Origin of the sequence: Maribacter chungangensis (assembly GCF_042676845.1) — a bacterium.
GTDB classification, from domain to species: domain Bacteria; phylum Bacteroidota; class Bacteroidia; order Flavobacteriales; family Flavobacteriaceae; genus Maribacter; species Maribacter chungangensis.
Genome location: NZ_JBHTHY010000003.1, coordinates 990338 through 1002297, shown reverse-complemented (window position 1 = coordinate 1002297; position 11960 = coordinate 990338). Strand labels below are relative to the sequence as shown.

Below are 11960 nucleotides of genomic sequence, written 5' to 3'. Positions count from 1 at the left end.
TCTATTATAAAACGTCTATATCTTAACGGCTTTGTATGCTTAATATTCTATCTATGCAATACACAACAAAAGAAATCACACTTATCCTTTGTAGGGCATCCATGCCTTGCAATTTAAGGGTTCAAACCAACATTAATCACCCCGTATTCAGTGATATCGACGCAATAGAAATTCCTATTTTTTTGTAGAACGATGTTAGTAAAACCTCATACCCATTGTAATAGGGACTGATAAATACTACCTTCTTCTCGGCACAAATCCCTATTTTCATCACCTATAAAAAAGGTGACGAATGGCTACTTCTTATGATAAAATAACCGCTTTCCACTACGCATCCTATCGCCCCTCGCTACACGAGCCTATTTTACGCGCTTGTCTTGACGAAAAAAAATTCAAACACGGTCTGGATATTGGCTGCGGTACCGGTGTATCTTCAATAGCGCTGAAAAAATTCTGTGATCGGGTAAGCGGTGTAGACCCTAACGAAAAAATGATAGCGCAAACGGTAACAAAGAACACTATCGATTACCAGTTAATGATGGATAAGAATTTACCTTTTCCGGACAGTACATTTGATATCTGCACCTATGCAGGATCTTGGTGGTACGGAAAAAGTCAGGCTTTGTTGGATGAAACGATACGGGTAAGCACCCCTGGTGCAACCATTTTACTTTATGATTTTGAACTGGACTTTAAGAATATACATGAGGTGCTAGGTCTTGTTACGCCAGATTTGGCAGGTTATGAACATGATTCAAACTTCAACAACCTGGACACAGCGGCAATCAACGCTATATCCCAGCAAAAAGGTAAACAATCCATGTTACTATCGCCAACCGAAATAGCCCACCTTTTATGTTCCGAAAAACCAATTTACGATCAATTAATCTTAACATATAATTACACTGATGTGTTTAGGAAATTGGTAGATGAGATTAAAACCCTCATAAGCCCTGTAGGTATAACCATTACAGCATTCAAATACTATAGCCTATATAGATTAGAACCTTAGGGATATATTGCTATCATTGCCCAAACCAATAATTAAGAACGTAATCAGGAGCGAGTTATCGTAGGGCTTCTTACCGAAAGTTAATGCTGTACAATTCGCTTAAAAAAAATACCCTCGTTTCTTTAAACTATCAGCTGAACATCATATCCCTCACGAATATAAATTTCTGGACCACCCTTCGCTATCCAACCTGTACTATTAGCATTAACGGGTTCCCTTACCCAGTTTGTATTGTATTCCAAACCTTTAACCAGAGTCGTACCCTTTAACCAGTTATCAACATCTTGGGTATCAATTTTAATTGCGAATGTATAGTCCCATGAAGAGGCACCGGGAAGAACAGTCCTACTATTTGAAAAACCGTTAACGTTAAAGAGTCGGAACTCCGCGTCCTGGATATCACTGTGGGATACGATTTCATTTTTTAAGGCCCGTATTCTTTAGGTTTTTATCGCATAGTCTTCACTTTTTAAATAGCTAGCGTTATTGGGTAGCCCGCATCCCACGGAAACTAGCAGCAAGATCATAAAACATAAGGATACATTTTTAATCGTTCTTGTGATTTTGGCGCTTTAAAGCCCCTTGTTCTTTTTAATCTTCCCAAAACCGATTCACTCGTGTTCAATTTCCTTCATCCACAAGGCATCATCAAAGAATACGGAACCCTTGGGAAAAATGGCCTCGTTTGCACCAAAACTAGATGTTACCTCGGACACTTCTAAAAGTGAGACTTTCCAGTTGTACCCGCTAATTTCCAACCCGTAAAAATGCTGATCATGGGTCAGATAGTTTTCAGAACTTCCTTATCCACTTGATAGTTGACAATATCCTAAAGTCTATTACACCTTTTATTCTGGGGATGTTCATATTAGTTCCCTTTTTGGTGTTCTGCCCTAATTGTCAATCGGACAAAACCCGGAATTTCCATAAGTCGTTAAAGTGAAAAACCATTACATAGCCCGCTACCAATACGCCCCCGACAAAAATGTCATCCGTATAAAACTGACCACACTTTTTTCAGTTAAGTTCAAAGGATGTTCCAAATCGGTGATTTCGTCATCATCTATAAAAACGAGATAAAGCCCCATATTTATGGGCCACCAAGGCGTTTTCTATGGCGGTTTCTTCCACGGCCAGGGTTTTGTTGGCCAAATCGCCAAAACCTATTTTACCGGTTTCACCTTGTTCCTGAATTTCGCCGGCGTTCAAAAAGGACAGCACGATCTCGCCCTCACGCTTTTCATTGTATTTTTTTACCTCGTAGCGCACGCAGGCCCCAATCAACTGTTTTAGAATCTTGGGCGTGGAATACAAATTAATTTCGAGGTTCTTTACTTTTTTTATTGCCTAGATGTTTCATGCACTGAGCGCGTTAAATTTGTTGTATTTTTTCACAAAACATTATTCTTTAAGGCAGTAGCTTATCCGAACACCGCCGTGGGTGGCATCCGTGATTTTTATATGGGCCTTATACTCTTGCCTGTTATAGAGCGATGGGAAACAGTCCTCTATTTCTTGATGATTTCCTCCTCCAAAAAACCTGTAAACTGATAGAAGTACCCCGCTACTTGAAAATCGTATTGCAGTGGCACGCTTTCTTCTTAGATGGTAAACGTCGTTGCCGTCACGGTATCCTGGCGCTACCTTTACATCGAAAACCAATTTTGAATTTGCCCTTAAACGAACCAAAACTTAGTTGAGATAAAACGGCAGGGGCTCCAAACCCTGGAAACCATACATTGGATGCTTTTAAAATCTGTTCCAAAAAATGGATACTCCTACAAAAAGGAGGACTGGTGAAAACATGGAAATTCCTGGGGCATTATAATCTTACCACTAATTGGGTCCAAATCGCTATGGACCATATCAAAATGAACAACGATCAGATTGCGTTCGTTATTTTCCAATTCATCACTACCAATAGATACCAGTCCTTGGTGAAACATGGTCTCTGTAGCTTCCAAAGGCATCACATAGGTCAAGGCTGTGGAAAGAGCAAGAAAACCATCACCGCTTTTATAGTCCAAGCTACGCCAATTTTCATCCAAAGTGCAGACACTGGTTACCGCACCAATGTTCAATGGTAAAGCGTAGGTTTTATGGTCAAGAATTAGGTTTAACATTATTTTTTTTGTTTACTCAAAATACGCATAAACACATCGCTGAAAGCCCAATTAAGGCACCTCAATAAAAAACTTTTTCTCAAGGGGTTTATCCAGCCAAAAGGTCTCGCCAAAAAACCAATAGGGCTGGTCTTGGGACAAAGAACGATATTCACCCCAGTTGTAAAATATATTGTAGCTTTTCTGCTTTTCTTCACTAAATACGGTGCCGAACAAATACGCCGAGGTAGTACCACTAACGCCCCCTGTAAGCAACGTTACCTTATCAAAGTTCACTTTTGTGCCTATGGGCAGTTCCGCCAAAACCTGTAAACTTTTATCCATTCCAAAACCACTACCATCTTCAAGATAATAGGCATAGTCTTCATCCGGTGGAACACTCGGGTATGTTATAATGATGGTCTCTTTAATAGTAGTTACGGGCTGGCTCATCAATTCAGCGAACGGAGCTATATTGGAAACATCACTTTGCTTTGGCGCTAAGACCATATAGACATACAGTATAAAAAGAGCTATACCAACAACAACCGCAATAACCAGACCTATAACCGCTTTTTTCATCATTAAACCATTTAATTTCAAGAATGTTCCAAGCCATAGCTGGCCTAACTGCTTTCCAAGGTCACAAACACATTACTAAAGTCCAGCTTGGCCAAATCGCTCTTATGGATCACATAAAAGATATCCCCGGCATCGCCCCATTGCATATCGCCGGCCGAGGTCACCACCAGCAGGGCCACCCAATCCTCGGGGTTTCCTTTTTTGGCCAGTGATGCCTGTAGTTCCGGGGCCTCGTGCTGGGTAAAGCCATGGGCATTTACGGCATAATCAAACGCAAACGAATCGTTCAGCGGTTTTTCAAAGCGATCGTAAAGCGTATCCAGCAGTTTGTCGTTTTCCAATAAAACCTCACTTTTTCCGGTAAAAAGATGTTTGTTCACGTAACTGGCGTACAAAGATGGAGCGCTGTTTATTTTTGTAGCATCGACCTTGAACCCTTCATAGCCGCTATCCATCATTTCAAAATAATCGTCCTCGGTAAACTGGAAACGTTGGCCGGATACCAGGGTGGTGTTATCCTCAACGTAAATGATCTTGCCAGGGTTTATGTCGCCTGCATAGATGTTGTGCATGGTTTCCAAAAAGAAGAACAAGGTGCCCGTTCTGGGCAAATAGTCTTGCAAATGGGCCACGGCCTCGCAATTGATCTGCCCTATGAATTCATAGATGTAATCTAACTTGCCCTTGCGCCAGTTCTCCCCAAATCTAGGGTAGGGAACGGTTTTGGGCAAATCTGGCATGCCGCCAAAACGATGGTTGCCCACCTGGGCATAATCTTCGGTGGCTTGGTGCTTAAAACCAATGGCCTTTTTCACCATGGGACGCAGGGCATCGGCAAATTCCTCCAGTTTGTTATTTTTAATTACTGCATCGACCTCAGCAACCAACTCTTCATCGTGTTGCGCCCAAAAGTGGGTATCGTCCCAATCCGTGAGCCCAGTGCCGTCCGCACCTTTATAACCAAAGTCCAACAGGCGCAGTTTGTCCTCTATGGACAAGTCGATTTCCTTGATGGCGTTGAAGGCATCTGGTAGGCTCGCCAAAGGATTCCCATTTAGTTTTATACGTTTTAATTGTGGCTGTTTGGCCAACGATTCGGGCAAGGTGGCCAAGTCATTCTTATCCAAGGAAATGTTCTGTAAACTAGGAAGATCGATGTTCTCCGGAATGCTCGTTAGTTTATTGGCGGACAACCAAAGGAATTTGAGCTTGGGCAGCTGCCAAATGGCATCCGGTATTTGCTCCACCAAGTTATTGTTGATGCTCAACTGCTCCAGTTGGGTAAGCTGTCCGATGCTTTCCGGCACTTGTTCCACGGAGGTGCCACTGATGTGGAGCTTTTTTAGCTTTGATAATTGCCCTAGTTCCGGTTGAAGCACTTTAAAAGGTAGTTTTTCTTCATCCCAGACATTGGCTTTTTGGTGCAGCGTAAGCTCCTCCAAATTGGTAAACCCGAACAGGGCCTCCGGCAATGCTGTGAAACTTGGATTTTGTAGCGTAAGAAAGCGCACGTCCGTTGGGTGGGCGGTGGCCGTTTCTTCCATGGATGAAAAGCGGTAGTCCGCCCAATTTAAGGCTGACATATCCAGCTTTTTGGCCACAAAAATCGGGAATGCCTTGTCGTGATAGCTCTTGGTCATTTCCCCCTTTAACAGCACCCAACCGTTATCAAAGGTCAGCGAACCACAGAAGGCCAAACGGTAATCGAACCCTTCGTTTCTGGCATTCAAAAACAAGGGGGCATTGGTCTTTTCCTCTTCAAAATACAATTGCCCTTGGGGCTGCCCATTCAGATGAAGGCCCTTTGCGGGAAAGGTCAAGGTGACCGTACCATCTCCCGGATAATCATCCAGCACTTTTGTTTTGATCGCTTGTTCAATTGCTTTGGTCTTGGCCTTGAGCGTTAACTGAATATCTCTAGACATTGCTCCGATACTGATTTTGGTTTCTTTAGGAACAAACTCAAAATCAAATATTCCCACCTTGAACACTTCTTTTTCGTCTTTGGGGATCTGCACCTGCCGGAAGCTGTTCTTTTTCTCCTCTGCCTGCTGCTCTTGCTTGGTTCGCTGGGCCTCCAATATTTTTTTGTAATCTACTTGCGTGTCCAGCACATGTTGTGAATATGCCTGCTTTCTGGTCGCTGTATCTCCCAAAATAACAAGGGATTCAAAAACCTGCATCACCCAGTTATCCAGTTCGTTGGAGGGGATTTTTTCATGAATGGTCTTGAACTCCAAAAAATAAGTGTCATCCAAAAACACCGCCGCTTGAAAATACTGCAATTTAAAATGCAGATCGTTCCAAGCGGCATCGGTATGGGAATGGACAATAAAACACGTATAACCTTTGAACTCCGTCTCCTCAAAACGGATAAGTTCGGATTTATAATTTAGGGAAATGCACCAATCTTCCCACTTCTCTGCCAATGTATCTCCTTTATAGGCGTCCGACTTTAAATCCGCACTCTCAAATAACCTTGCCTCTACATGTGGATGCTGAACCTTACAATCCGTTGTATCATCTTCTGCCCGCAACCCAATTTTACTTTCATAAGTAATTTTGAAGTCGTCCGGAAGCTGTAGTTCCAATATTGGGGTGGTCAATGTTTTCATCGCTAATTGTTTTCAATGTTAAGTGTGGCCGTAGCCGTAATCGCCGCAGCACTATTTTTATCCCATAACCTCACCGTCCAACGTAACGGACTGTTAAACCTACCATTATTTAGGGACAAGGTGGCCTTTAATACCTGATCGTTGGTGATGCCCTCTACATTAAAGTTGGGAAGTGCATCTTTATTTTCCGTTAAGACCCTACCACGGGAATCTACCAATTTTGTTGACATCCCAAGATGTATTCTTCCGTTCTTTTTTTGATACCCTTCCAAGAGTTGAAAATCCATGGAAATGTTACTGGCCTTTGGGGTATTGGAACCAAATAGTACGGAATTGGTATCCGAATTAAAGAGGTAGATTTCCTTGGCCATGAGACCATCGGGTGTTACAGTGATTTGACTATCGGGCAAGAGTTCAAAATCCATTTCTGTCTGTAGCTCATGGTCGCTTTTAGTGTCATAAAGGCGATACACCGCCTTATAACTCTGGCCAGAGAGGATGGGATTGGCCAAGGTTAGGGTCCCATACAAAACAGCATCTTCCGGTTGTGACAAACCGCCCAAGAGGCTTTCCTGCTTTAAAATAATTTCTCCAGAAGTGTTGAATACGGTAATATCCAAGTCCGGAAACATATCTCCCTGTTCCAAGGTGAACCCGGATACATTGGCAAATCTCACATCAAACCACTGGCCATACTGAAAGGTGTTAACGGCCAATGCCTTGGTATCTGAATGGACATTGACTTGTCCGGCGGACAAACCGTCCTCTAAGGTGATTAACTGGTGCTCCAGTTCCGGTTTGTGCTGCATCTTGCAAGACGCTAAAATCAGAAAACTTCCCAATAGTGCTATATAGGTTTTTTTCATGTTATCTATTTTAAACCGGGACCCCCGGTGGTAGTCTTCACAAAGTTGTGAAATTCCTTTACCACTGCTTTTTTGTTTAACCGATGCTGCACTGCGGTATACCCCAAATATCACATCATTTGGAAACTATAGAAGCCTTTGTCCGTACACTTTTAGCATACATCTGACCTTTGGAAGTCTTGGCGTTGTTCGCGATTTTCTTGAATGGGTTGGACATACTATGTTTTAATTACTGATGCAATCTAGAAATAGGCAAAAATCAACACTACCCCTTTTTCAGGGTTTTTAAGTACAACGCAAAAAAAAGGCGATTGCGTACTATTGAGATAAGTTTTATACCAATGCCTCACTTATTGACCGTACCTAAGCACCCCAACCTATATTAATTTGGTCTTTCAATCAACAATATGTTAAACTTTCAATAATTATTGAAAGTTTAAAAAATAAAGTGTATGTTTGTTTTATGGAATATCAAGAGGCAAAAAATAAATTCATTAGTACATGGGGAAGTTTGGGCACTTTATGGGGCATCAACAAGGCCATGGCGCAAATTCAAGCCCTGCTTTTTATATCCACCGAGGCGTTAACAACCGAAGAAATCATGGAAGAACTTCAAATTTCAAGAGGGAACACCAGTATGAACGTGAGGCAACTCATTGATTGGGGCATTGTGACCAAGGAACTAAGGCCGGGGGAACGAAAGGAATATTTTTCTACGGAGAAAGATGTGCAGGAGTTGGCGCGTATCATTGCCAAAGAACGCAGTAGAAGAGAAATTAAACCGGTCATTAAAACCTTGGAAGAAGTAAGTAGTATAAAAGACGATGGCAGTGCCGCAACCAAAGAGCTTATCAAACAGACCAAGGCATTACACGATTTGGCTCATACGGCAAACAGTATGTTAGAAAAAATAGTGAACCAAAAACAAAACTGGTTGACCAAATCTTTGCTAAAAATGATACAATAAAAAAATTTAAAATCAAATTTCAATACTTTCTGAAAATTCAAAAAACACAGATGAACTATAATTTAATAGGATATCTGTTATTTTTCCTGATCATGGGAACCATCATAGTCAAGGTAGGTTGGGGATGCTATAGAAACGGTACTACTTATGTATTACATATTATTCCCAACCAACAAGACTTTAGCCTGCGCATCAACAAAATGCTATTGTTGGGTTATTATTTGGTCAACATTGGTTACGTGGTGTATTCCATATCAACTTGGGAACCAATAGACGGTTTAATGCCAATGCTAGAGAACATAAGTTACAGAACGGCATGCATCGTACTCGTACTCTCCGGATTACATTACATGAACATTATAGCTCTAAATATTTTACTAAAACAAAATTCATATTCATCTTAAATTAAATCATTATGGAAACATCAAAAATTCTCATCGGTTATCTCATTTATTTACCCATTGTCATAGGGCTTACCTTTTTTGTGGCCAGAACCCTATTTAAGAACGGCAAAGTTTTTATGCTAGATATTTTTAAGGGACAGGAAGAAATTGCAAACGCAACCAATATGCTCTTTAAAGTTGGCTTTTACCTTCTTAACTTAGGCTACGCGCTACTTATTCTAAAAATTAGTAGTCATGGGTTTAACGAAAGCTATCAAAACTTAATTGAAGTACTTAGCTCAAAAATTGGCGGGTTTACCATCTATCTTGGCATTATGCTTTTCTTTAATTTATTTCTCTTTTTTAGAGGTCGAAAAAAATCCAGACAACAACATAACAGGAACCGGCAAACAGTAATCGTATGAAAAAGTTAATCATCGCAGGAGGCAGTGGATTCCTAGGAAATGCTATTGTTGACCACTTCAAAAACAAATTTGAGGACATCGTTATCCTTACACGCAACACGATTAAAAACACCGACACCGTGCGCTATGTGCTATGGGATGCCAAAACCTTGGGCGACTGGCAACAGGAATTAGATGGCTGCGAGGTACTGATAAATATGGCCGGGCGTTCGGTTGACTGTAGATATACCGAAAAAAACAAGCAAATAATAATGGATTCTCGTGTGGACAGCACCCATATCCTCAATGAGGCAGTCGCCAATGCTACTAACCCACCCAAAATATGGCTTAACTCATCCACCGCTACCATTTACAGACATGCTGTGGACAAAGAAATGGGCGAGGAAAACGGTGAAATTGGTACCGGGTTTTCGGTTTCGGTGGCGCAGGCTTGGGAAAAAACCTTTTTTGAAGGTGATACGCCAAATACAAGAAAGGTAGCCCTGAGAACAAGTATAGTTCTTGGTAAAAACGGTGGTGCGTTAACACCTATAAAAACCTTGGCAAAACTAGGTATGGGTGGAAAACAGGGCGATGGAAAACAAAAATTTAGCTGGATACATGTGGATGATTTTGTCAGGTCAATTGAGTATCTCATACGTAATACCGATTTACATGGGCCAATAAATATCGTAGCACCAAAACCGACCAATAATACCAAACTGATGCAAGAAGTCCGTAAAGCAGTAGGAATTGGATTCGGGTTACCATCACCAAAATGGTTATTGGAAATCGGGGCGGTACTCATACGCACGGAAACGGAACTAATTATAAAAAGTAGAAACGTAGTACCTAATAAACTTTTAAATGCTGGTTTTACGTTTCAATATCCGACACTAAAATCAGCACTCGCAGAGGCTATTGCTTAGTTCATTTTTTACTAGCCAATACGTCATCGTAACCACCTTCTAGGTTAATTACATTCTTATAGCCCATAGAAAGTAGTTTTTCTTGGGCTTTGGCACTTCTACCTCCTACCTTACAATAGACATATATGGTCTTGTCCTTATCGATAACTGAAAACTTATCAGCAAAGTCAGCATCGAACCAATTTATGTTCTGCGCATTTTCTAAATGACCTGAATGGTATTCTTGAGGTGTTCTGACATCAATCAAAATTACATCCTTTGGACTTTCCTTTAAAAATTCCGTGATATGCTGAGACTTGGTTTGGCCACAACTTAAGTTTATTATTAAAAGAAAAAAAATAAAACTATGTAACCGTTTCATACTGTTATTATTTTTTCAAAAGTAACAAATATACCTCAGGGCAGTTACTAATATTAGCATGAAAACATAAGGTTTTTTAAAACTAATTCCGCTATTTTTGAAACGTATAATCCTTATGACGCAACATACCTTACACCCAGACCTTTGGGTAGACAATTACGCAGATTACCTCTTTAACTTTGCCGTGGGCAGGGTGAGCGATGCCGAAGTGGCAAAAGATTTGGTATCCGAAACATTTTTGGCCGGACTAAAATCTGCCAAAAATTACAAGGGAGATGCTGCGGAACGCACTTGGTTGATCGCTATACTAAAACGAAAGGTCATTGACCATTATCGAAAAAGCAATTCCAAAAAAGGCAAAGCGGAAGTGCGAATGACCTATAGTAAAACAAGCGACGCAGAGGGCGATTGGTTAGAAGAACAAGTGGCGGACCCATTTAGCACGTTGGACAACACGGCGATGGAAAACGAAGAACTGGGGCTTGCCATACAGGAATGTATTGCCAAACTACCAAAAAAACAGGCACTCGTTTTTACCATGAAAACGATTCAAGGCATAAGTACGGAAGATATTTGTAATGAATTGGAAATTAATCCGTCTAATCTTTGGGTTATGATACACAGGGCGAGAACCGGCCTGATGGAGTGCCTGAACAAAAACTGGTTTTAACTATGATTTCTTGTGATAAAGCTGCAACAATTTGCAATAAAACCCAGTATAGGGAAGCTACTTTTTTCGAAATACTAAAATTGCGTTTTCATCTTTTTATGTGTAAAAACTGTTCCAAGGCCACCGAGCAGAACACGAAACTTACCACACTTTGTGAAAAGGCAAAATTGCAGAGCCTATCCGACCAAGAAAAACTGGCCATGAAGGAAAAACTCAACAAAAGCATCTAAAACCAATGCAACCCAACAAGCACCATATACCATGCTATTGGGATTAATTCTACCCAAAAAGAAGAAAAATACAGAGACTGATTTCTTTTTGTTGCGTACATTAATCCGCCAAGCAACAAAAAAAGCAAGCCTTTTGAGACCACATCAACAGTACTTAGGTCATCCTTTAAAAAGGTAGTAAAGAAAAACACAAGAACCATAAAAGAACCAAAAACCTTCGTATTCGCTACCCCATAGCGCTGTGGCAGCGTTTTCAGTTCCGGGTCGTCGTAGGTTAAATCCCTAATTTCAAACGGTATCAACAAAATCAGTACGAATACAAAACGCTGAAAAGCAATGACCTTCACATCCCAAGAAAATGGGTGACCCGCACTCAAAACAGGAAGTAACACGGTGGCTCCCATCCAAACAAGCGCCACGATAAAAATTTTAAATCCGCCCCAACTCCTTAAATTCTTTGCTTTTGGCAACACAGGAACCGCATATAATCCTGACACGAAAGCCAAAACTAGTATACCTATCCAAACAGACCGAGTTAAAAAATAGGCGTGATAGAACATAAAACCCACGGCAATAAAGCTAAAAAACTGTATGTTTTTATGGTAGCGATTCGCCACCAAAACGTACTTTTTCGCCTCTACACCGTATTTAACAAAATTATAGCATACCATAGTCCCAAAAAATAGAAACCAACTAAGGTGTTCATTCACGGAAATGTTTAAGGTAAGCACTGTAATGCCTACCAAAGCCAATACTCCAAAAGCAACGTGCACACTGGCATCTAGATAAAAATCAAAAACGCCTTTTAACGACTTCATTAAACAAAAGTAGCCAAACTG

Annotated in this window: 16 protein-coding genes; 7 read left to right on the top strand and 9 right to left on the bottom strand. The window is 40.9% G+C overall.

Annotated features, from left to right (window positions below):
* The first annotated feature begins 292 nt into the window (after positions 1 to 292).
* On the top strand, positions 293 to 1012 hold the full coding sequence (locus tag ACFQZJ_RS04130) for a class I SAM-dependent methyltransferase (RefSeq protein WP_379932519.1): 720 nt from the start codon (positions 293 to 295) through the stop codon (positions 1010 to 1012).
* Between the two features lie 611 nt (positions 1013 to 1623).
* On the opposite strand, the gene ACFQZJ_RS04125 is transcribed toward ACFQZJ_RS04130, so the two are convergent.
* From ACFQZJ_RS04125 to ACFQZJ_RS04095, 7 genes are all read right to left on the bottom strand, one after another.
* Entirely contained in the window at positions 1624 to 1770 is a 147-nt protein-coding gene (locus ACFQZJ_RS04125; RefSeq protein WP_379932517.1) for a hypothetical protein, read from the bottom strand.
* A 301-nt stretch (positions 1771 to 2071) separates the two neighbouring features.
* Positions 2072 to 2296, bottom strand: a complete 225-nt coding sequence (locus ACFQZJ_RS04120; protein ID WP_379932516.1) for a hypothetical protein — start codon at positions 2294 to 2296, stop codon at positions 2072 to 2074.
* Positions 2297 to 2413: 117 nt separating this feature from the next.
* On the bottom strand, positions 2414 to 2701 hold the full coding sequence (locus ACFQZJ_RS04115) for a hypothetical protein (protein WP_379932515.1): 288 nt from the start codon (positions 2699 to 2701) through the stop codon (positions 2414 to 2416).
* A gap of 89 nt (positions 2702 to 2790) precedes the next feature.
* Positions 2791 to 3135, bottom strand: coding sequence for a hypothetical protein (locus ACFQZJ_RS04110; RefSeq protein WP_379932514.1), 345 nt, complete (start codon positions 3133 to 3135; stop codon positions 2791 to 2793).
* 51 nt (positions 3136 to 3186) lie between these two features.
* Positions 3187 to 3699, bottom strand: coding sequence for a hypothetical protein (locus ACFQZJ_RS04105; protein ID WP_379932512.1), 513 nt, complete (start codon positions 3697 to 3699; stop codon positions 3187 to 3189).
* Positions 3700 to 3740: 41 nt separating this feature from the next.
* Positions 3741 to 6311 carry a DUF1963 domain-containing protein gene (locus ACFQZJ_RS04100; RefSeq protein ID WP_379932511.1) on the bottom strand — a complete coding sequence of 857 codons (2571 nt, stop codon included), beginning with the start codon at positions 6309 to 6311 and terminating at the stop codon, positions 3741 to 3743.
* 2 nt (positions 6312 to 6313) lie between these two features.
* The gene (locus ACFQZJ_RS04095) at positions 6314 to 7177 is read right to left on the bottom strand and encodes a hypothetical protein (RefSeq protein ID WP_379932509.1); all 864 of its coding nucleotides are present in this window, start codon (positions 7175 to 7177) and stop codon (positions 6314 to 6316) included.
* Positions 7178 to 7640: 463 nt separating this feature from the next.
* Here ACFQZJ_RS04095 and ACFQZJ_RS04090 point away from each other — a divergent pair, with 463 nt between their 5' ends.
* Genes ACFQZJ_RS04090 through ACFQZJ_RS04075 form a run of 4 tightly spaced genes read left to right on the top strand, consistent with a single transcriptional unit; the run spans position 7641 to position 9860 of the window.
* Complete coding sequence (locus ACFQZJ_RS04090; protein WP_379932507.1) at positions 7641 to 8144, top strand: GbsR/MarR family transcriptional regulator; 504 nt, start codon at positions 7641 to 7643, stop codon at positions 8142 to 8144.
* A gap of 50 nt (positions 8145 to 8194) precedes the next feature.
* A complete protein-coding gene (locus ACFQZJ_RS04085; RefSeq protein ID WP_379932506.1) occupies positions 8195 to 8548 on the top strand; it encodes a hypothetical protein in 354 nt (117 codons plus the stop codon).
* A gap of 11 nt (positions 8549 to 8559) precedes the next feature.
* Positions 8560 to 8952, top strand: a complete 393-nt coding sequence (locus tag ACFQZJ_RS04080; protein ID WP_379932505.1) for a hypothetical protein — start codon at positions 8560 to 8562, stop codon at positions 8950 to 8952.
* Complete coding sequence (locus ACFQZJ_RS04075; protein ID WP_379932504.1) at positions 8949 to 9860, top strand: TIGR01777 family oxidoreductase; 912 nt, start codon at positions 8949 to 8951, stop codon at positions 9858 to 9860. The genes ACFQZJ_RS04080 and ACFQZJ_RS04075 overlap by 4 nt, the downstream gene beginning before the upstream one ends.
* 1 nt (position 9861) lies before the next feature.
* Here ACFQZJ_RS04075 and ACFQZJ_RS04070 read toward each other — a convergent pair whose 3' ends face one another.
* On the bottom strand, positions 9862 to 10221 hold the full coding sequence (locus ACFQZJ_RS04070; RefSeq protein WP_379932503.1) for a rhodanese-like domain-containing protein: 360 nt from the start codon (positions 10219 to 10221) through the stop codon (positions 9862 to 9864).
* A gap of 115 nt (positions 10222 to 10336) precedes the next feature.
* Here ACFQZJ_RS04070 and ACFQZJ_RS04065 point away from each other — a divergent pair, with 115 nt between their 5' ends.
* Together ACFQZJ_RS04065 and ACFQZJ_RS04060 are read left to right on the top strand one after the other, a co-directional pair.
* Positions 10337 to 10891, top strand: a complete 555-nt coding sequence (locus ACFQZJ_RS04065) for a sigma-70 family RNA polymerase sigma factor (protein WP_379933120.1) — start codon at positions 10337 to 10339, stop codon at positions 10889 to 10891.
* 98 nt (positions 10892 to 10989) lie between these two features.
* Positions 10990 to 11121 carry a hypothetical protein gene (locus tag ACFQZJ_RS04060; RefSeq protein ID WP_379932501.1) on the top strand — a complete coding sequence of 44 codons (132 nt, stop codon included), beginning with the start codon at positions 10990 to 10992 and terminating at the stop codon, positions 11119 to 11121.
* On the opposite strand, the gene ACFQZJ_RS04055 is transcribed toward ACFQZJ_RS04060, so the two are convergent.
* Positions 11118 to 11939, bottom strand: coding sequence for a hypothetical protein (locus ACFQZJ_RS04055; RefSeq protein ID WP_379932500.1), 822 nt, complete (start codon positions 11937 to 11939; stop codon positions 11118 to 11120). The genes ACFQZJ_RS04060 and ACFQZJ_RS04055 overlap by 4 nt on opposite strands.
* Positions 11940 to 11960: the final 21 nt, after the last annotated feature.